Raw genomic sequence first — 18,857 nt, 5'->3', positions numbered from 1 at the left:
CCCTGCCCACGCGAGCAACGCCGCTGCGACGCCGCTGCGACGCCGCTGCGACGCCGCTGCGACGCCGCTGCGACGTCGGAGTTCCCCACCGCGTGCTCGCCCCTGGCCGGGCGACGCCTACCATGAATGGCCATGGGCTGCCCACATCAGTTCCGGCCGCGCGCCCCGTCGCGCACGTATGTGGTGTTCCGAGCGAACCCAGCCACCTGGGAGCCGCGCGACGGGACCACGCTCGGCACCGTGACCGCCCCGTCGTGGGCCGCCGCGCGCCAAGTCGCCCACGGTTCCGTCTGGGCGCAGCGCGGATCACCGGCCGCGCTCCTCCGCGTCCGCGTCGCGAGTCGCCGTGGCACCCGCATGCTCCTCAAGGCCCTGGCGGCCGACGGTGCCCGCCAGTTGCGGGCCGACCGGGAGTGAGCGGCGGGAGGTGCGGCCCGGAGCGCCGCACCGAGTGCGGCTCGGGCGCCGCTCAGGCCTGTCGGCCGCGGGGAAAACCGACCTTGCGGGCCGTCTACTCTCGGTGCCCTCTGGCGTCCGTGCGACGGCGGGGCTCGGCGCAGCGGGGTGGCGGCGACGCCCCACGCCTCTCGACACCGGTCCGGCGCCCGTCGCTATACCACGGCCCTCCCCCTTGCGTGCTGGGGCCAGCGCGGTTACTCTACATCAGCGAGCCGCCGGGCTCCCCCGAAACCCACAGCTTTCTGCAGTGGTGAGCCTGACCCATGAGGTCAGGAGTAGGGTGGGTCGGGCGGCTTTGCCGCGTCCATGATCAGCGGGCCCCTCTCTACGCATGTAAGAGAGGGGCCCGCGTCATTCATGGCGTCCCTGGGCGCCCGAGCGCCGGCCCCGGCGCGCGTGTGGCCGGCGGCTCCCAGACGTGCACGCGGTACTTACGCGCCAGCGCCAGCCGCTGATCGGTGAGCGACCGAACCCCGAGCTTCCCCTTCAGGTGGTCGATGAGCCGCCGCTTGACGGGCTGCTGAACGTTCGTGACGTCCCCGAAGACGCTCCCGGTCAGGAGATCCGTGAGCTGGATGAGATCGTGCTGCGCGGAGTCCACGAGCTGGGTCTCGCGGACGCCCGGGACCTCACGCGTGATGTACTCCGTCAGGTTGTCGTGTTCCGCACGGGAGCGTTCGTCGAGCAGCACGACGGCGCGCTCGCGCCGCGGTAGGCTGTGGAGCAGCAGCTGCTTGTAGCGGTAGTTGTAGGACGTGACGGCCGCGCTCCGGCCCGCGAGCGGCGGACCGGGGGTGGCGCCCGCCGCGGCGCCCGCCGGAGGGGGCGACGAACGGTAGTGCCGGAGGTCGTACTGGGCGGTCGGGATCAGCATCGCCTGGAACTCCATGTCGTCGTCCGCCACGAAGTGGTCCAGCGCGCGTTCGCAGAGCGGGACCTTGCGCCGGTCCGTCTTGGAGTACGCCATCTGCGAGCGGTACCCGAGCTCGTCCCGCCACGCGCGGATCGCCTCGACGTGGCGGTCCCGGTCCCGCACCATCAAGACGCCGAGCAGGAAGTACGACTCGCTCATCGTGCCGCTCTCGTCACCGTAGACGAACAGTGGCGGAACGCGGAGCCGGCGTCGGCGCGGGGGCGTCTGGGCGGGAGCCGCAGGCGCTGCCGTGGGCGCGGTGTCGGGCGCGGTGTCGGGCGCGGTGTCGGGCGAGGAGGGCACGATCAGCCGGAGCGGGACGGGATCGAAGGTGGCGCGGTCGCGCGCCGGACCAGACGGCGCCGCGCGCCGCGCCCCACCGCCGGCGGGGCCGCGCGAACGTGGCACCTCAAGGCTCGCCCGGAGTCGGCGCCGGTGCAACCCGCCCCGGTCACCCCGGTCACCCCGGTCACCCCGGTCACCCCGGTCACCCCGGTCACCCCGGTCACCCCGGTCACCCCGCCAACCCGGCGGGACGCCGGCCGCGCGCGTCAGCGTGACGGCGGGGCACCGCACGGCCTAGGGCTCCACGTCCCCCGCGAAGAGGGCGTTCACCCGCTTGAACAGCGCCTCGAAACGGTCGAGCGTCTGCTTCTCCCACCGCTTCGGCGGATTGGCCGCCAGGTGGTTCGCGACGGCGTAGTGGTTGAACCCCGGCTTCGCCTTGCCCCCGAGCTGGAGCCCCTGGTCCTTCGCGTAGCGGCCGAGGCGCTCCACGATGCGCTCGCCCGGGGGCAGGTCCGCCTCGGTCGGCTTGGTCCCGTCGAGGGCCTTCGCGAACGTCGCGTTGAACAGCTCGAGGTACATCGCCGGCGCGAACAGGTCTTCGACGTCGGTGCTCGGGATCGCGCCGTCGCCGGCCCCCGCCGGCGCTTGGGCGCCGCCGGCGGCCCTCGCCCCCTTGGCCGCGCCGGCCGCCGACCGGAACATCCCGTAGTTGAGCACGAACTTCTCGCGGATCGTCTTGTCCTGCTTCAGCTGCTCGATCCGCTGGTGCGGCTTGTTGCTCAGGTCGTGGAGGACGACCATCTCGAGCTTACTCCCCCCCAAGAGCGCGATGAACGTGGCCACGTTATCGAGCCCACCCGTGGGCACGATGGTCACGTCGGGCCGGAGCCCGGTCCTGCCCTCCGCCTCGAGCGCGGCGGAGGCCTGCCGGAGGTAGATCAGGTCGGCCGGCCCCTCGACCAGCAGGTTGCGCTTGGTGATGAAGAGGTTCTGGGCGATGGTGTACCCGAGCGCGGCCTGCAGCGGGAACACGGTCTTGGGGTCCGATCCGGTCAGCGTGGCGGTGACCTGCGTCCCCAGCTCCTTCCGGTCCTCGACGAGGCGCACCTGGTGCAGCCGGTCGCTGTGCACCATGAACGGCGAGTGCGTCGTGTACACCGTCTGGTGGTGCTTCGCCAGGTCGTCGATGTAGCGGAGGAAGTCCTCCTGGGCGAGCGCGTGCAGGCTCAGCCCCGGCTCGTCCAGCAGGAGGATCAGCGGCGTCTTCGTCCCGATCTGCTGCCGCACGCTGTCGAACCACACGAGGAAGCTGAAGAACCAGATGAAGCCGCGGCTCCGCTGGTCGAACCCGACGGTCACGCGGTGCCGCCGGTTGTAGATGCGGATGTCGAGGTTCGGACCGCTGTTGAACGGCGGCGGCTCGCCGGGCGCCGTGCGCACGTCGATGCGGACCTCGAGCTGGTCGTTCTGCTTCCAGTACCGGAAGACGCGGTCGGTGACCTTGTTCGAGAACGCCTCCAGCTTCGCGATGATCGCCTCATACGTGGTCGCCTTGAGGAGCTCATCGAGGTCCACCTTCGCCATCCGGAGCAGGCCGAGCACCGCGCGGTCCTGGTCCGTGAGCACGGCCGGGTTGCCCGCGGCCTGGGCGACCCGCTGCTTCAGCTCGGGCAGGTTCTTGCGTCCGGGCAGCAGCCGGTACTCGTCGAAGTACAAGAACCCCGGGATTTTCGGCTGGAGGTGCTTGGTCCAGACCTCGTAGCCGGCGCCGCGCCAGCCGCCCGTCATCTTGCCGAAGCGCGCCACGAGCGTCTGGTAGAACGCCTCGACCTCGGGCGTCCGCGTCGCCGCGCCGAGCGTGGCGAGGAGGGCCTTCGCGGACGCCGCCGACCGAAGGGGCGCGGCCGCCTCCGCCGGCAGACCGGCCGCGTCCACCAGGTGCCGCGCGAACGCCGCCTCATCCGCGGTGAGGCTGATAGTGGCGCCGTTCTCGTAGTTGTGCGTGATGGTGAAGGTGCGCTGCGTCAGCACGGACACGCCGAGGGCATCGTGGATCGCGTCGACCTCCTCAGGGCTCAGCTCGTACGTGAGCGTGGCCACCTCCGCTGCGTCTTCGCCGTGCGTCTCCTCGTAGTCGTTCAGCGCGATCCGCGGGTAGTCCATCTCCCGGTCGTACTTCCCGGCGCCGTCAGCCGCCCGCGCCTTGTACAGGGCCTGCAGGAACGCCGACTTGCCCGCCTCGTTCTGCCCGACGAGCACCGTCACGGCCGGGTCGATGGCCACGTCCCCGCTGTCGGTGATCGACTTGAAGTGCTGCACCCGCGCGTGCGTTAGCCGCATGTCCGCTCCGTCCCGGTGGTGCGTGTGGTGCTCCTCGGCTCGCCGGTTAACGGCAGCACGCCGCAAGAGCGGCCGGCCGGGCGGAGCATCACGGGGGAAGAAACCCCGAATCTAACGGTCGCATACGCGCGCCGCCGGGGCCGGCGCAACGACGGCGCGACCGGCGTCACGCACGGACTGGGCGGCTCGGCGCGGAGACAACGGGCGCCCGACGGTTGCCGCAGGTGCCCATACGGAGACAGCCCTGCGGCTCAGCCGGCGTCAGTCTTCGGCTCCGCGCCGTCCGCGGCCGCGTCAGTGGCCAGCGCCGCTATCAGGTGGGTGCGGCGACACGAGCTCGCCGCGCGCAGCCGGAGAGACCCGCCGCCGCGCGCGGCCCGCTCGGGCCACCGCACGTACGCGAACTCCCACGCCGCGGCGCGGCTGGCCGCGCGGACGGTGCCGAGGGCCGCGATGGCGTAGAGTGGGCCCGCGTCCGCCCACCCGAGGGCGACGTAGAGGCGGCTCGGCGGCGGACGCCCGCCCGCCGGCCGGCGGCGGTACGCATCAGGGGTGCGCATCGAGGCAGGATGCGGCGCGGCACCACCGGCGACCGTTACGCCGAGGGGCGGACCCGCTCGCGCTGCGCACACCTCCCCTACTCTGAGGCGGCGACCACCGGGAGGGTAGCGAGAAGGGCGAGTGCTTCCCGGGCGCGCTGGTCGCGCTGGTCGCGCTGAGATCACCGCCCATGGCGCGCGCCGGGTCGCGGCTGATCGCCAGACCGAGCCCCGTGCCCTCGTTCGTCCGCGTGAGCCTCGCGTCGACTGGCACGAACGGCTCGAAGCCGCGCTCCATCTGGTCGGGGGCGGTGCCCCGGCCCGTGTCCGCGACCGTCAGCCGCACGCGCGCTGACCTGCACGTCGGCGCGCGTCGCCCGGCCGGAGGCGCCTGCGCAGCTGGCCTGCGGCGGATCGCGCGGCCACTCTCCTGACGCGCGGACCACGGCGTCCCCTCGACACGTCGCGCTCGCGTCGCCTTCGTTCCACGCGCGCAGCCGTACACGCCACCGCCCCGCCGCCTCGTGCCTTCCACCATCCCAGCCACCCCGGCGCCCGACACCCCCGAGTCCCTCGGGTCGGTCGCCCGCCGTCTCTTCGGGTACATCACGGCCTTCTCCCCCAACGTGCCTCAACCGGATCCCATACCCTGGACGCCGGACGACATAGGGGCCCCGCTCGTGGCCGCCGCCGCACACGGCGCGGCGGCCCGACGGCTGGCCGGCGACGCGCGGCACGGCTTGGTCAACGTCGAACGGATCATGCGCGGGCGCGTGCACGTCGACTCGGTGGCACTCGCACAACGCGCGACGTACGAGGAGTACAAGGGCATGGCCGAGCGCGCCCTCGACCAACTCATCGTCCTGGCCGACCAGACACCGCCGGCGACGACCCCGCTCCCCTGGTGGCAGCGCATCTTCGGCGCGCGACGCAGGTGAGGGCCGGCGGGTCCCGGCCCTGCCGCCACCCACCCGGGCGCTACGCCCCGGCCGCCGCGCCGTGGGCGCTTCGTCGCACGCGGGTCTGACGCGCTCGTCGCCGCGGCCAGCCGCCGGACGCCCACCGGAGCCCACTGGAGGCCGGTGCGCGCGCCCCGGTACGCTCGGCACATGTCGACCATCGTTCGTACCCTCCGCCGGCTCGGCCGGAATCTGCCGCAGACCGGTGAGCACCTTGTGCCGACGCCGCCCACCCCGCCGCCGACCGCCTCGCGTGGCTACCCCGCTTCGCCCGACACTTTGCGTGAGCACGTGGTCAGTGCGCGCGCGGCCACGCTGGCGGCTGTCACCTGTCTCGAAGTGGTCGCGATCCCGAAGGGGTCGGATCGCGAGCGCGCGGCGCTCTGGGCGGCCGCGGCGGCGCTCATGGTGTCGGCCGGGCGGTCCCCAGACGAGGCTGAGCGTCTCCTGAAGGACATCGACTACGGGACCGCGCCCGAGCGGCGGGTACGTCTCCTCCACCTCGTCGGATTCTACGCTTCTCGGGCGGCGCGGGCGTAGACCGCACGGAGGCGGGGCCGGCCTCCCGCGGCCGGGCCGCCCGCCGATGGCGCTCTCGTTCGGTGAGAGCGCGCGGCCGCCGTCCCGCCGCCTCAGTCCCGCCCGGGGGCGCGCACGGTCTGCCTCCTCCGGCGAGCCCGCCGTCCCGGGTCGCACGTTCGCCGCCGGCCCACCGGGCGCGGCCGTAGCGCTCGGCCGGCTGGAAGCCCTACCCTCCGCTAGGGACGCACGGAGCACCAACCCCTCTCCTGCTCGTGGCGCGATGGTGTCACTGCTCACCAACTTCGCGCTATTCCCCTCAGGAACTTTCCTGCCCGCCCAGTCGAGAGGTGTGGTGGGACGGCTTCGTCGCCACTCAGCTCCTGCAGAACCGCCCCCGCTCCATCCGCGAGGTCGAGAACGCGGCGCGGCTCTACCTGCGCCTCATGGTGCACGCGCGACCCGAGACGGCGACGCTCGGCGAGATCCCGTTCGCCGACACCGTGCTGCTCAAGGCATGGTCGGAGGCGCAGTGGGCCGCGCCGACCGCCGCCGAGCCGGCGCGCGGCGCGTCGGCGCCGGTCGAGGGGTAGCCGCCGATGCCGCCCAAGGGCTCCAAGCACCCCCGCCCGGCCGACCCGAACTCGGCCGCGTCGCGTCTCGCGGTCGTCGTCAAGCACGCCTGCCACGCGGCTCGCCACGGGCTCACGGCGGGCGAGATCGCCACCGCCTGGCGCGACCGCGTCGGGGAGGCGTTCCCGGCCGACCTGAAGAGCGCCCTCATGCGCCTGCGCCGGCGAGGAGACCTCGAGAGCGAGGCGTACATGATCCAGACCGTCCGCTTCCGCCATCGCGACGAGCCGGTGCCGTACTTCCCGCCCGACGCGTTCGAGCCGCTGGTGGCACGGCTCGTCGCCGAGCACTTCGCCGCGACGGGCCGGCCGGCGAAGACCGGCGAGATCCGCGTCGCCATGCGCGCGCTCGGCCGGGAGGAGCCGTACCCCGGCGCGACCACGGGGACGGTGTGGAACCTGGCCTTCACCCGGCCCGGACTGCGCCGGGCGCCCACCGCGCGTTTGCTCGAAGTCCGCATTGAGACCGACAGCCCGCGGGCGCACCGCGGGTACCTGCCGAACACGGCGGCGGGACAGGCGTTCGCCGCCCTGCTGTCGGCGTACACGGACGCGTACCGCGCCGGGCACCCCGAGTGGTTCACCGAGCGTACCGCCAGCTCGGCAAGCCCGGGGGCCATCCACGTCCCGTTCCAGGTCCTGCTGGCCGCACTCGATGCCGCACACCCCGGCGCGCCCCACACACCGCCGGCGGCGCGCGCCGCCGTCCGCTCGCTCGTCGCGCTGCTCCCCCGGGCGACGGTCGTCAGCGCTGCGGTGCACTGCACCGTCGCGGAACTCGGACTGCCGGCGCACCACTGGCACGTCCGGCTCTGGCGGCTCGCGCAACCGGACGGGCAGACGACGTGGCGCTCCCTCGGGCGCGCGGCGCTGCAGGGCGTCGTCCGCGACCTGCGCAACGCGAGCGAGCGCGCGAGCGCCAAACGGGAGGGCGGCTACCGGCACCTCGCGCGCGTCGTGGCGCACCCGCTGACCGCGCACGGGATCTTCCCGCCGCGCCTGCTGGGCGGCGACGCCGACGCGGAGGTCCGAGCGGCCGTTGCCTTGGACGACGCGGCGCAGTACCTCCGCGTGGCGGCGGAGCTTGCTGGTCTCACCGCGCTGGCGCAGGACCCATGGGCGCGGCCGCCGTTCGCCACCGACCTGCCGGCCGTCCGCCGCGCCGTGCTGCGCACGGCCGTCGAACACGCCATGCACCCGTGCCGCGCCTCCGATCTCCCCACTCTGCTCCCGCGACTCGAGCGCGCCTGGGACACCACGGCACGGTGGGCGGAGCACTTCCACCGGCACTCGGCGGAGTTCAGCGAGTGGCGCCTGCGGGTGGCGACCGCGCACGAAAACTTCGCGGCCCTCGTCGCGCTGCTCGGGCCGGGGGCTCCCTCCGCGACGAGGTCGCCGACCGCTGAGCCGCTCGGTGTGATCGGGGCGCCCGGGACCACCGTGCGCTTCGCCGACCTCGACCCGGTCCTGCGCGAGATGGCGACCCTCCGGGGCGCCGACGTCGGTCGACGGCCGTACACGCTGTTCAAGAACGCCCGGCGGTGCGTATCGGGCCGGGGGCCTCACGAGGTCGGCGTGCTGGACCGGGCCGACGCGCTCCTCGGCCTGTTCGCCGCGCTCCCGCTGCCCCGCGCGGCCGCCCTGCTGGACCACGGGCACGCCGCCCTCGGCCACGTGCTGCGCGACCGGGCGGTCCTGGAGGACCTGCTCGCCCGCACGCCGCCGGCGGCCGCGGCGAGCCGCCGCGCGCTCGTCGTCGCGCTCGGGATGATCGGCGCGGCGCCCGCGTGGGGCGACGCCGTCCCGGGCGGCGAGGACGGGCTCGACGCCGCCGCGTTCGTGCTGGCGGTCGTCTGCACGACCCTCGACGCGGGCCGGGCCGCGGCGGCGGTGGCGGCCGCCATGGCGTCGGCGCGCGGGGCCGCCCGGGCGGTGCTCGCCGAGGCCGCGGCGCAGCTCCGCTCCGGCGACCTGCTCACGGCCGTGGGCTAAGGGAGGCGCGACGATGCGACGCCAGCAGTACACGGTCCCCGGCGACCCCGCCTACATGAAGCGCGTGCTCGCGCTCTACACGGAGTCGCCGGCGGCGGCGGCCGTCGGCGCGATGGCGGCCCGCCTGGGGCTCGGCGAGGTGCGGCTCACCGCGATCTCGCCGTACCTGACGTACCTCGTCGACGCGCCGCTCGGCCGCGAGGTCGAGACGCTCGCCGCCTACGCGAGCGTGGCGCTGGAAACGACCACGACCGTGCTAGCGCTCGAGACCCTGCCACCCTCGCGGCGAGCTCAGGCTTGGGCGGCGGGGCGCTCTGTCAACCTCACCGGCCACCCTCGCGGCGGCGCATGAGATAACCCCCCTCCGGGGCGCGTGGCCGTAGACCACTATAGACCAAGCACTTACGGCTCATCCGCCAGGAGTTATCTCACCCGCGTGAGACTACTGTCTCAGGCGTCTCAGGGGTCTCAGGCGTCTCAGGCGTCTCAGGCGTCTCAGGCGTCTCAGGCGTCTCAGGCGTCTCAGGCGTCTCAGGCGTCTCAGGGGTCTGAGGGGCCTCAGCCATCCCACTCCCTCCGACACCGTGCCGGACGGCGGAGTGGCGCCCCCGTGCTACGCCACCCCGCCGACTCCCCCGCCTACGGGGGCCGCGACCCAGTGGACCCCCGGCCCTCTCGTCCCCACCTTCCGGAGGAGGCCTCGGGCGACGAGGTCTTCGAGGTCGCGCGCGCGGGTCGGCAGCGTACCCCCGACCAGGGTCGCGTACGTCGCGTTGTCGATGCGGCCGGTCTGTCGCACGTAGGACCCGGCGAGGACCTGCCTGGCGTTGAGGCCGAGACGCTCCAGGTGCTCGGGGCGGAGCGGGTCCTTGAAGAAGGTGACGGAGAAGAACCCGCCCTGGACCTCGAAGATCGGCTCCGGCAACCGGGCCGCGCGGCACCGCTCGATCATCCGCACCGTGCCCGTCCCGTAGCGCTCGACGTAGTAGTCGATGTAGCCCGCCTGCGCGATCAACGGGTTCCGCCGGAGCGAGGGGTGCGGGTTCAAGCGCAGCATGCCGACGGTGATCCCCGCCGGCAGCGCCCCCGGGTTCATGATGACGAGCCGGTCGGCGAACATCTTGATCTCCACCTCGGCGCCGGGGACGGCGTAGTCCCGGTGCACGACCGCGTTCGCGATGGCCTCCTTGATCGCCAGCTCCGCGTAGACCGGCGTCTCCTGCCGACGCGTGCGCTCGGCGACGTCGCCGCCAGCGCCCGCCGCGGGGAACCCGACGTGCGGCGGGTTGGCGCGCATCACCGTGCGGAGCGCCTCGTCGATCTGCTCGAAGACCGTCCCGACGCACTCCGGGTACTCGGTCAGGTCGTCCGTGCTGCGGAACTCGATCACCTTCACCCGGGCGTGCGGGACGACCCGCTGCGGCTCGCGCCCGAAGAGCAGCACCGCCGCGTTCGACGCCTCGCCGTCGACTGCCAGCCCGTCAGCGATGTGGTTGAGGACGTGTTCCACGGGGTGGCCGTCCGTCACCTCCGCAGAGAGCCGCGGATTCTCACGCGTCTGCGCGTTCCGGACGAACTCGCTGAGCCGCGCCCGGTCCACGGCGTCGGCCAGCGCGACGTCCGCCGAGAGGGCGTCCCACGTGCGCCCCGTTCTCACGAGGAGCATGCTGGTGAGCTCCGCCGTGTCGGTCACCGCCACCGTCTCGGTCCCGACGCGGTGGTAGTAGACCTGCCGCAGGTAGACCGGCTTCTTCTTGCGGTCGACGCGGACCGCGAGATACGCGTGCCCCTCGACGGTGCACACGCTGATCCCGACGTCGATCTGCAACGCGCTGCGCACCTTCTGGCCGACGACGCGCTGGCGCTCGTCCGACACGTCGTACCCGACGACGACGCGCCCGTCCTTCGCGACCCCGAGGTAGACGGTTCCGCCGGCGGTGTTGGCGAACGCGCACACGTCCTCGAGCGCGTCGTCGATGACGCTCTCCTTCAGCTCGATCTCGTCGGCCTCGGCGAGGCCGGTCTGCGGGCCGAGGACGCGGTTCGGCCCGCGCGGCCGGGGCGTCGTGGATGCGTTGGTCATGCGTCTCGGAGTCATCCTCCCGGGCAGCACCGGGACTCTAAGGGACGGGGGTCGGCCTCACGGCGGATCACCGGCGCGCCGGCTCGGTCGGTCCGAACTGGTACGCGGCAGAGTGTACGGGGACGCCCGCCTCTGGGCCAACCGCCGTGGATCAGCGGCTGCCGGCGCCGACCGGAGCCTCACAGACCGGGGATCGCCGTCGCCGCTAGCACCATCTCGGGCGGGAGCCCGGGGATCCGCGTCGGCAGCCCGGTCAGCCCCAGCGCTCGGTAGTACGCGCTTAGCCGCCGGATCGCCGTCATCGCGGTCGCCATCTCCGCGGCCGTCGTCGGCTCGGTGGCTGTCGGGAGCGGCGCCCACGGCGTGCCGATGGGCCATGGGTCGGCGACCACGGCGTCGCCGGCGCTGAACCCCATGCCGGCCAACACCCCCCACAGGAAGGCGAGGCCGAGCGACTGCCCGCGGGCGGCGGGGTGCACGTAGAGCGTGTCGAGGATGACGAGCCGGCGCGCCGCGCGGAGCGGCGTCGGGTCGACCTCCTGCTGGAACGCCCGGATCAGGCGTGGGTCGGACGCCGCGAGGCTGGCGAGCGCCGCCGGGTACCCGCGAGTCGCCGGCTCCCAGCGGACCACCCACGCCGTCCCCCGCGCGATCACCGCCCGCGGCTCGGTCGCTGGGATCGCCGAGAGCTCGGGGCGGCGGGCGTCCTCGCCCGCGATGTACGACCACGGCAGCCCGGCCACGTGGAGCGGCGCGAGGGCGGCGTCGGCCCCCGGGGGCGCGTCGGCGGCCGGGCGCGCCACCGCCTGGAACGCCCCGAACATGATCGGGGCCGCCGGCCACCCCTCCTGCCCGGTCGTGCCGAGGTGCGCCGCGAGGTCCAGCACGCGCCAGCCCGCGAGGCCGACGGCCGTGCGGACCGTCCCGTCGCCGAGCCGCAGGTCGAGGTCGTGGAGACGGCCGATCTCCGTCATCCTGTCCGCCTTCGCGGTGCGGGGGCGAACGAGGCCGGCGCCCGGCCCCTGCTTCACGACCTTCGGCGGCTTGCCACCGTGCGCCGCGGCGGCCGAGGTACCCGATGCGCGCTGTGATCCAGGCAAGGCGATCTCCCTGATGAGGACGCGCCCGCCCCGCCGGGGGCCGCCGGCAGGGGCCGGCCGGGCACCCGGAAATCGTAGCGGCCGCCCCCGTCGGCGGCGCCCCCGCCGCCGCGGCACCCGCACGCCGCCGCCCGACCCTGGGACCAGTCGGACCCGTCGCGCACCACGCGCGCCGGGCGACCGGCGCGCCCCCGCCTCGAACCCTCCATGCCCCACCTCTCCACGCTCGCCCTGGCGAGACGCGCCCTCCGTGCATCCCGTCGACTGGGCGGCCTCGCGGCCACCGTCGCCATCGCTCTCAGCGCCGCCGCCTGCTGGCCGGACGGGCGCGGCCCGACCGCTCCAACGCCCAGCGCCCGCCCGTCGCTCTCGACGACCCCCGAGGCGACCAGCCAGTCCTTCCCGCTCGAGGTGCCGCCGACGAACACGAACGGCGGCGGCCTGTCGAAGCGGAACTCCGGCATCGCCGTGCCGGACGGCGCGTACGCGATGATCGAAGTCTCCGGCGGGATCGCCATCGGGCAGAACCCCGAGTACATGGCGTACTGCAGCCCGAGCTGCTCCACGCCCTATGCAGGGCAGACGGCGACACCGATGGGCGTCGGGTCGCCGCAGTCGGAGTTGCTGGTGCGGACCTGGGTGCAGTCCACCGTGCTCGGGGAGTATCAGCTCGCGACCGTCGCGAAGGCCGGCGACCCGTATACCCGTGTGGCGGCCGGCAGGTGGAAGGGAGGCGCCGCGCTCTGGATCGAGCGGACGAACATCACCGGTGGCGCCGGGTGCTACTCGCCATTGGCGCTGGCCTGTCCTGGCGGCACTGCGCAGTGGCAAGCCGGCACGTACACTCTCGCGGGCGCCCAGGAGGTGCGTATCACGCCTATCAGCGCCCCCACCATGGCGATCAGCGCGCCGGCCGCCGGGACGACGACACGGGCCTTCACCGTCAGCTGGCCCTATCTGCCGGCGACGACCATCGCATGGGCCTTCAGCCCTACCAACGACACCGGCCCCACACCCGCGAACTACCCGTGGCCCTGGCTGACCCAGGTGCCCGCGTGCAACAACATGACGCAGTGCAGCTACGCTCCCCCGTCGCCGGGGAGGATGTACGCGTCACTCGGCGGGCCAGGGATCACCGAGGCCATCGCGGTCAGCATCCCGACCAGCGCGGCCCCCCCGCAGATGGCCTTCTCGTGTACACCCGGAACGGTCGTGCGCGGCGCGACGGTCTCCTGCACGGCGAGTGTGTCGCCCGCGACGCCATACCGCGTGACCAGTCTGCAGGTGGTGCCGAGCGGCACCGAGGGGCCGCACACCGACACGGTCGGTGTGGAGCAGGCCAGCGGTACGTCCTGGACGACGGCGGGTGAAGCTGCCGTCACCTCCGTGCTGAACCTGGCCGCTACGGCGCACTACTACGGCACCGAGGTCCCGCTCACGGCCACCGCCTCGTTCACGGCCTCGCCTCGGTCATGGCCGACGGTGGCGCCGGCAGGCCCCCCGGACTCGATTGCCTCCGACCTGCCGTCGCTATACACCTCGGGCAAGGCAGCCTACGGCCTCCACACGAACGCCGGGCCGGACACCATCCACGTGCAGAACTATCACGTGGTGGCAAGCGGGCCGAACGCTGGATTCTGGCTGCTGGATGCCGCCCCGATCATCCCGAAGTCGAAGATCCGCCTGCACCCCGCGTTGAGCGGCCTCGGAACGTGGGGGCAGAACCAGGACGGACGCGGCATGCTCGGAACGACGGGTCCGTCCGGGCTGCCCTACTGCGGGCCGGCTGGCCTGGCGCTCTTCCGCGACTACGTGCGGCGGCACGAGGGCATGACGGTGGCCCTGGACTCCCACGAGGGCGACCTTCGCCGGGTGCTCGTCGACGAGGCGGTCCATGTGAAGTACGAGCGGATCGCGATGTACCGCCCGACCTACTACCTCTTCCGCAAGCGGGTGCACGCCGTGTGGGGGAGCCTCCACGCCGGCCCGCTGGCGGCGGCCATCGCGCAACGCGACTCGACCGACTACGACGCCTTCCGCGTGCACCAGGCGACGGGGTGTGAGCTCGACAAGGATCCGTTTTTCGACTGGCCCTTCAACTGAGCACCGCTACCATGCCTCGCCTAAACCAAGCCCGTCTCGCCTGGCTCACGCGCCTCCTCGCGGTCGCCGTCCTGCTCGCCTTCACCATCGAACCGGCTGCCGCGCAGCCCGACACCGTCGCGCTCCGAGCCCAGGTCTGCGACACGGCCATCCAAGCGGTGACCGCCGGCACCTGGCAGGCCGGGAAGACGTGGGCACCGACCTATCTGTCCCGCTGCGGGCAGAGCGGACGGCAGACGCTGGCCGCCGGTGTGCGGACGGCCCGGTCCACGACAGACAGCACCACGCTCGCCGAGATGTTCGGCAGCGCTGCCCTCACCGGGGACACCGCGGTGTTCGAGGCACTGGCTGACGTGGCGCTGAACGCCACCGGTACAGCCGCGAGCCGCGTCTACGCGATCCACGCCCTGCTCGGGTTCTACGAGCCGGGGCGTGACTTCTCCCCCGCCGGCCTGGTCGCCCTCACCGCTCCGGCAGACTGCTGGCCGACCGCCGGAAGCCGACTCGCCCCCCATGCCGTTACCACCGTTGGCGTCACTCGGCGGGCGCAGGTACGCACGGCCGTGGAGGCCCTCGCCGGGACCCTCGGGGCCCCGCCCCCCGTGCGAACCGCCGCCGCCTGCGTCGCCGCCGCCGGCGTGCGCGATCCCGCGTAGCAGACAGCCGCGCGCTACGACGCTCCCGTCCCTACCGTCCGATTGGCGGCGGGGACGGGGGCGTCGTTGACGCAGCGACGTGGGTGCGCTTGCTGTACCTGCGGAGTGCGGAGCAACCAGGGTAGGCTGGACGCATGCCTGCTACCCCCGGTGGTCTCTCGGATTCCCCATCGCCCCCCCTTCCCCAGGCTCGCCGGGGGGCCGCCGGCCACGCCGCGGTCACGGGGGCCGCTGCCCTCCTCGGCTTCTTCGTCGCGGCGGTCGGCCAGTTCTACGTGTGGCCACTGGGCGACTTCCTCGCCACTACGGGCCTGGGTTCGTCTGGTCGCCTCCTGGCTTTCGGCGGCGTCGGGGCTCTCGTCGCTGCCATTACCGTGTACGCGGTAGGTTGCCACAGGGGAGGGGTCCGGGCGGCCCGGCGTCGCTGGAGCTACGCGCTAGGCGCACTGCCGCCGTTCCTGCTCCCGGCGGCGGAGTTCGCGGGCCTCGAGCTCTTCCCGTCGGCGTGTTCGGAGATCGGGGCCAGCTGTTACCGGGGCGGAGAGCCGCAGCCGTATGTGCTCGCGGCCGCCACCCTCCTCGGCATCCTCGCGTGGCTGCTGGCCATCGTGGTCCCATCTTTCCGTAACCGCAGCGCCACCCACACGGGCGGGAACGGCACGAGCAGTTCTTCGGACAGCGAACAAGAAGCGCCAGCGCGCGAGACATGACTTCGCGTGCTGACGGCTGCCGTCGGGCTGCTGACAGGTTCTGAACGCCCCGCCGCGCCGCCGCCGCTGGCCGCGCTTCACGCCGAGGCGGACGCGATCAGCGCCGAGTCGGAGCGAACCGCAGACCCCTCGCCCTTGCGCCGCGCGGGGCGCTGCCTACGCAGTGCTGCGGGGACCGCCCGGAACGCTGCGCGCCCGGTACCCGTCATTGCGCCGCCCGGCGCCGCGGCCTCGCCGTCCGGCTCGCGGGGCCGGCCCCGCTGACCGCCTCCACCGGCTCGGCGGCCGCGAGCAGCGTCGCATCAGTGGTCTCCCGGTCGCCGAGGGGCTGTCCGTCGCGCTACGGTCGGCCATGTCCGCCTCTGCCGACCTACCCTCCCCGTTGTCGCCCGCCCCCAGCCGGGAGCCTATCACGCTGCTCGACGCGGCGCTCCTCCTGGCGCACATGATCGCCGGGGCCGCGGGGTCGGCGGCCGGCGCCACCATCATGGCCGGTGGACTCTGGCTCGCCGGACGCGACGAGCTCGACGGGCTGGTGCTGATCCTCCTGCTACCGGCAGCCCTCCTCGGCTGCGCGGTCATCGTGGGCGCTGCGCGCCAAGGGGCAACGCTGATCGCCAGCGCGTCGCACCTGAAGGCTCGGTGCCTGTGCTACGTGCTCGGCGCTCTCCCCGTCTACCTGGCCCCGGCCGGATTCGGCCTGTGGTGGATCGAGGGCCGCTGGCGGGCCTGCAATCCGCCGGGGTCGATGCACATCAGGTCCTGCGACGACTTCACGTCCGCCGAGACGCTGCGCACCGCTTCGGCGGTGGCGGCGGCGGTCGGGATCATGGTGTGGCTCGTCCTTGTGGCGGGCCCCTGCTTCCGCGCGATGCGGCGAGTCGAGGAGGGATCGTGATGGGGCTCGACACGCGGAGGGTCATCCCCGCAGTGCTCGCGGCTGTCGGGGGCGCGGCGACCCTCGGCTGCGGCCCTGCTCGAGGCGCCTTCAGCCGGGAGTGGGAAGCCTGCGGCCAGGCGCCACTCATCATCGCTGCGGGGGACTCACTTCGTGCGCACTCCGCCCGATTCCAGCACGACGGGAGTGACGCCCATCTCTGTATGCCGCCGGATATGGCAGCATCGTACGTCTCGTCCGACACCTCCATCGCCATCGTCCGCCCGAATCGCTGGCCAGACGCCTGGGTCGTCGGCGTGAAGCCCGGCAAGGTCACGATCTCCCTTCGCGATGCGGTCGCCACCACCACCGAGGTTGCGACGGTGCTCCCGCGCGTGGCCACGCTGGCGTGGGCGACGCACCTCGTCACGCTGCGCGTCGGGGACACCGCGAGGGTGCAGGCGTTCGCGCGCGACTCCCGCGGGCAGGTGGTAGGGACGTACGGAGCCATGTTGGCCGCCCCTCTGGAGGGCGGGCTGAGCGCCGACGTGCTCTTCAGGGATACGATCACCACGGTGATCGGGCGACACCCAGGGGCAACGCTTCTGGAGGTCCGGGTGGGGAGCCTGCGCGACAGCACGATCATCCGCGCCGTCCCGGCCAAGCCGTAGGCCCCGTCGCTGCTGCCCCGCCGCGCCGCGCTGCCCGCACCTTGGCCGGCGCCTCGCCGCACGGCTGCCGCTGCCCGTACGCTGGGCCCATGCGCAATCGCCTGATCCTCCCGCTTCCCCTGCTCGCTGCTCTGCTGGGCGCCGCGCCCGCGCCCAAGCCGGCCAAGTGCGCGGTGGCTGTCTGCCGCTGCAAGTCGTTCGGGGGCAGCCTCGCTGACCGCGCTGCCGCCGTCCGCGCCCGCGGCGGCGCCGTCGTCCTGGCGACCGTCGAGGCGGTCGACACGCTCACCGTCCGCCGCCGCGACGTTTCCGGCGAAGTGGTCGGGGACGCCGGAATCCCGGTGACGCTGACGGTTGCGCGACTCCGGGTGGCCCGTAGCTGGACGCCGCTCACGACCGACACGCTCACGGTCGGGATCGGCCTCGCCGACGGGCGGGCCACCGACTGCGACCTCCACTTCGTGCCCGGGCGCGCGTACCTGGTCTTCGCCGACCCAGTAGCCGGTGAGCCGGTCCTGCGGGCCGGGCACTGCGGCGGCACCCAGTCGGCCGACGGCCCGATGACCGCACTCGGCACCCTCGGCCCCGGCCTCGCTCCTCCCGCCAGCGGCCGCGGTGGTCCGGGCGCCGCCGGCGCGGCGCGGCTAGGGGGCCGCGCCGCCGACGGGTCGTGGGTCGACGCCCGCGGAAGCAGCGACCGCGGCACACCAGGCCTCGCCGGCGACAGCTCGATGGTCGTTCCACGCATCATCACGGGGCCGGTCACCGCGCCGCCGAATGAGGGGGCCCTGCCCGCGCCCACGCGCTCGCCGGCCTCCACGGCGGACTCTGGGGAGGCGCTGGCGGTCGCTCACGAGATCACCGCTGCGCATCGCAGCAAGGCCCCCCGGTTGAGCGACGCGACGAGGCGCCGCTCGACGACGACTCGTGACGGTCGCATCTACGTAGCAGCACTCGCCCTCGCCGAGGACCCGGGCGCCGCACCTCGCGCGCGGGTGGAGGCGATGGCTGTCCTGGTGCGACAGTACCTCGGCAAGGGCGACTACCTGCCTGTGGATCGGGCCATGACAGCCACCAACGAGGCCGGCTGCGACCTCGAGGCAGTGATCCCCTTCGGGATGGCGGCTGGACCCGCCCCCGTTCCCCCCGACGCTGGAGCCCGGCTACAGACCGTCGCGCAGCGCCTCTTCGCCGACTCCGCCGCACCAACGTCCGTTCGCGCGGGCGCCTTCTGCCTGCAGCTCGCGGCACAGGCCAAGCCGCGGCCACATGGACAGGAGAGCCGAGCGAGGCATCGCTAGAGGCGGCTCGCGGTCGGGCCCGCTGCGTGACGGGGCGGCCCGTCGTCGCCTCCACGGCTACAGTGGCGAGCCTGCGGCTCCCGGAGTTCCTGGGAGCCGCAGCCGCATGCGTGCCACCGCTGCTGGCGTGGCGGGGGTCGGCAGCGCCGTCTGCCCGACAGCCGAACGGTCACCTGCCCGCCGTGCCCTCAGCCCCGGTCGCCGCCGCCGCGCCGCCGACTGCCCCCGCCCCGCCGGCGCCGCTGGGCAAGCCTGGACCCGCGGGCGAGCGGCCTAGGCAGCACCGGGCTCCGCGGGCCCCGAGGCGCTGCCTCCCGCCAGCACCGCGACACTGCCGACTTCCCACCGTCGCGCAAGATTATTTCTCTGCCCAATGACCGACGCGCGGGCCGTACTGGCCGCGCGGCCTCAGGGGCCTCAGAGGCCTCAGAGGCCTCAGAGGCCTCAGGGGCCTCAGGGGCCTCAGGGGCCTCAGGGGCCGGCCCCGGCGCGATCCGCCGGGACCCCTCAGACTGCCGCGGCGACCACAGGGGGTCGCACCGCCCCCTCCGCTGCAGCAATCCGCCGTGCCCCTCATCCCCGCCGACCTCGCGTGGCGGCGCTTTCGCCGCCACTACACCCCGTTCCTCCAACTCGCGGAAGTCGTCGGCGAGAACCACTGGAGGCGCATGCGCGCCCACGGGGTCCCCGCCGACCGAGTCCGCGCGTTCCGACG

16 protein-coding genes are annotated in these 18,857 nt (G+C 73.7%); 10 read left to right on the top strand and 6 right to left on the bottom strand.

Translation table 11 applies throughout. The features are described from left to right. Positions 1-814 precede the first annotated feature (814 nt). The 4 genes from rosag_RS23845 to rosag_RS25440 form a co-directional block, all read right to left on the bottom strand. Complete coding sequence (locus rosag_RS23845) at positions 815-1,675, bottom strand: DUF3800 domain-containing protein (RefSeq protein WP_284352692.1); 861 nt, start codon at positions 1,673-1,675, stop codon at positions 815-817. A 276-nt stretch (positions 1,676-1,951) separates the two neighbouring features. Beyond that, the gene (locus tag rosag_RS23840) at positions 1,952-4,000 is read right to left on the bottom strand and encodes an AAA family ATPase (RefSeq protein WP_284352691.1); all 2,049 of its coding nucleotides are present in this window, start codon (positions 3,998-4,000) and stop codon (positions 1,952-1,954) included. Positions 4,001-4,251: 251 nt separating this feature from the next. Beyond that, positions 4,252-4,560, bottom strand: coding sequence for a hypothetical protein (locus tag rosag_RS23835; RefSeq protein WP_284352690.1), 309 nt, complete (start codon positions 4,558-4,560; stop codon positions 4,252-4,254). Continuing rightward, a complete protein-coding gene (locus rosag_RS25440) occupies positions 4,547-5,077 on the bottom strand; it encodes an ATP-binding protein (protein ID WP_345784881.1) in 531 nt (176 codons plus the stop codon). Before rosag_RS25440 ends, rosag_RS23835 begins: the two co-directional genes overlap by 14 nt. Between rosag_RS25440 and rosag_RS23830 the strand changes: the two genes are divergently transcribed. The 5 genes from rosag_RS23830 to rosag_RS23810 all read left to right on the top strand — a co-directional run bounded on the left by rosag_RS23830 (position 5,064) and on the right by rosag_RS23810 (position 8,993). Continuing rightward, on the top strand, positions 5,064-5,477 hold the full coding sequence (locus rosag_RS23830) for a hypothetical protein (RefSeq protein ID WP_284352689.1): 414 nt from the start codon (positions 5,064-5,066) through the stop codon (positions 5,475-5,477). The genes rosag_RS25440 and rosag_RS23830 overlap by 14 nt on opposite strands. A gap of 171 nt (positions 5,478-5,648) precedes the next feature. Next, entirely contained in the window at positions 5,649-6,038 is a 390-nt protein-coding gene (locus tag rosag_RS23825) for a hypothetical protein (protein ID WP_284352688.1), read from the top strand. 329 nt (positions 6,039-6,367) lie between these two features. Then, a complete protein-coding gene (locus rosag_RS23820; RefSeq protein ID WP_284352687.1) occupies positions 6,368-6,610 on the top strand; it encodes a hypothetical protein in 243 nt (80 codons plus the stop codon). A gap of 6 nt (positions 6,611-6,616) precedes the next feature. Further along, positions 6,617-8,641, top strand: a complete 2,025-nt coding sequence (locus tag rosag_RS23815; protein WP_284352686.1) for a hypothetical protein — start codon at positions 6,617-6,619, stop codon at positions 8,639-8,641. Between the two features lie 13 nt (positions 8,642-8,654). Further along, positions 8,655-8,993 carry a hypothetical protein gene (locus rosag_RS23810; protein WP_284352685.1) on the top strand — a complete coding sequence of 113 codons (339 nt, stop codon included), beginning with the start codon at positions 8,655-8,657 and terminating at the stop codon, positions 8,991-8,993. Positions 8,994-9,254: 261 nt separating this feature from the next. Here the strand turns inward: rosag_RS23810 and rosag_RS23805 are convergent, their stop codons facing one another. Together rosag_RS23805 and rosag_RS23800 are read right to left on the bottom strand one after the other, a co-directional pair. Then, the gene (locus rosag_RS23805) at positions 9,255-10,724 is read right to left on the bottom strand and encodes an ATP-binding protein (protein WP_284352684.1); all 1,470 of its coding nucleotides are present in this window, start codon (positions 10,722-10,724) and stop codon (positions 9,255-9,257) included. Positions 10,725-10,903: 179 nt separating this feature from the next. Beyond that, complete coding sequence (locus rosag_RS23800) at positions 10,904-11,824, bottom strand: hypothetical protein (protein ID WP_284352683.1); 921 nt, start codon at positions 11,822-11,824, stop codon at positions 10,904-10,906. Between the two features lie 207 nt (positions 11,825-12,031). Between rosag_RS23800 and rosag_RS23795 the strand changes: the two genes are divergently transcribed. From rosag_RS23795 to rosag_RS23775, 5 genes are all read left to right on the top strand, one after another. Beyond that, positions 12,032-13,927 (top strand): hypothetical protein, encoded by a 1,896-nt coding sequence (locus rosag_RS23795; protein ID WP_284352682.1) that lies wholly within the window; start codon positions 12,032-12,034, stop codon positions 13,925-13,927. 11 nt (positions 13,928-13,938) lie between these two features. Further along, positions 13,939-14,583, top strand: coding sequence for a hypothetical protein (locus tag rosag_RS23790; RefSeq protein ID WP_284352681.1), 645 nt, complete (start codon positions 13,939-13,941; stop codon positions 14,581-14,583). A 1,092-nt stretch (positions 14,584-15,675) separates the two neighbouring features. Next, positions 15,676-16,191 carry a hypothetical protein gene (locus rosag_RS23785; RefSeq protein WP_284352680.1) on the top strand — a complete coding sequence of 172 codons (516 nt, stop codon included), beginning with the start codon at positions 15,676-15,678 and terminating at the stop codon, positions 16,189-16,191. Between the two features lie 203 nt (positions 16,192-16,394). Continuing rightward, positions 16,395-16,841, top strand: a complete 447-nt coding sequence (locus rosag_RS23780; RefSeq protein ID WP_284352679.1) for a hypothetical protein — start codon at positions 16,395-16,397, stop codon at positions 16,839-16,841. Positions 16,842-16,930: 89 nt separating this feature from the next. Further along, positions 16,931-18,142, top strand: a complete 1,212-nt coding sequence (locus tag rosag_RS23775) for a hypothetical protein (protein ID WP_284352678.1) — start codon at positions 16,931-16,933, stop codon at positions 18,140-18,142. The last annotated feature ends 715 nt before the right edge of the window (positions 18,143-18,857 follow it).

This window comes from Roseisolibacter agri (assembly GCF_030159095.1).
GTDB lineage: Bacteria > Gemmatimonadota > Gemmatimonadetes > Gemmatimonadales > Gemmatimonadaceae > Roseisolibacter > Roseisolibacter agri.
Note: the sequence above shows the minus strand (reverse complement) of the source record. Positions and strands in the feature narration are given on the sequence as shown.

Excerpts from the sequence above, each read along its gene's own strand:
- rosag_RS23840 (WP_284352691.1), bottom strand. The coding sequence starts at position 4,000 with ATGCGGCTAACGCACGCGCGGGTGCAGCACTTCAAGTCGATCACCGAC.
- rosag_RS23835 (WP_284352690.1), bottom strand. The coding sequence starts at position 4,560 with ATGCGCACCCCTGATGCGTACCGCCGCCGGCCGGCGGGCGGGCGTCCG.
- rosag_RS25440 (WP_345784881.1), bottom strand. The coding sequence starts at position 5,077 with ATGGTGGAAGGCACGAGGCGGCGGGGCGGTGGCGTGTACGGCTGCGCG.
- rosag_RS23825 (WP_284352688.1), top strand. The coding sequence starts at position 5,649 with ATGTCGACCATCGTTCGTACCCTCCGCCGGCTCGGCCGGAATCTGCCG.
- rosag_RS23815 (WP_284352686.1), top strand. The coding sequence starts at position 6,617 with ATGCCGCCCAAGGGCTCCAAGCACCCCCGCCCGGCCGACCCGAACTCG.
- rosag_RS23810 (WP_284352685.1), top strand. The coding sequence starts at position 8,655 with ATGCGACGCCAGCAGTACACGGTCCCCGGCGACCCCGCCTACATGAAG.
- rosag_RS23805 (WP_284352684.1), bottom strand. The coding sequence starts at position 10,724 with ATGACCAACGCATCCACGACGCCCCGGCCGCGCGGGCCGAACCGCGTC.
- rosag_RS23795 (WP_284352682.1), top strand. The coding sequence starts at position 12,032 with ATGCCCCACCTCTCCACGCTCGCCCTGGCGAGACGCGCCCTCCGTGCA.
- rosag_RS23790 (WP_284352681.1), top strand. The coding sequence starts at position 13,939 with ATGCCTCGCCTAAACCAAGCCCGTCTCGCCTGGCTCACGCGCCTCCTC.
- rosag_RS23780 (WP_284352679.1), top strand. The coding sequence starts at position 16,395 with ATGCCGCCGGATATGGCAGCATCGTACGTCTCGTCCGACACCTCCATC.
- rosag_RS23775 (WP_284352678.1), top strand. The coding sequence starts at position 16,931 with ATGCGCAATCGCCTGATCCTCCCGCTTCCCCTGCTCGCTGCTCTGCTG.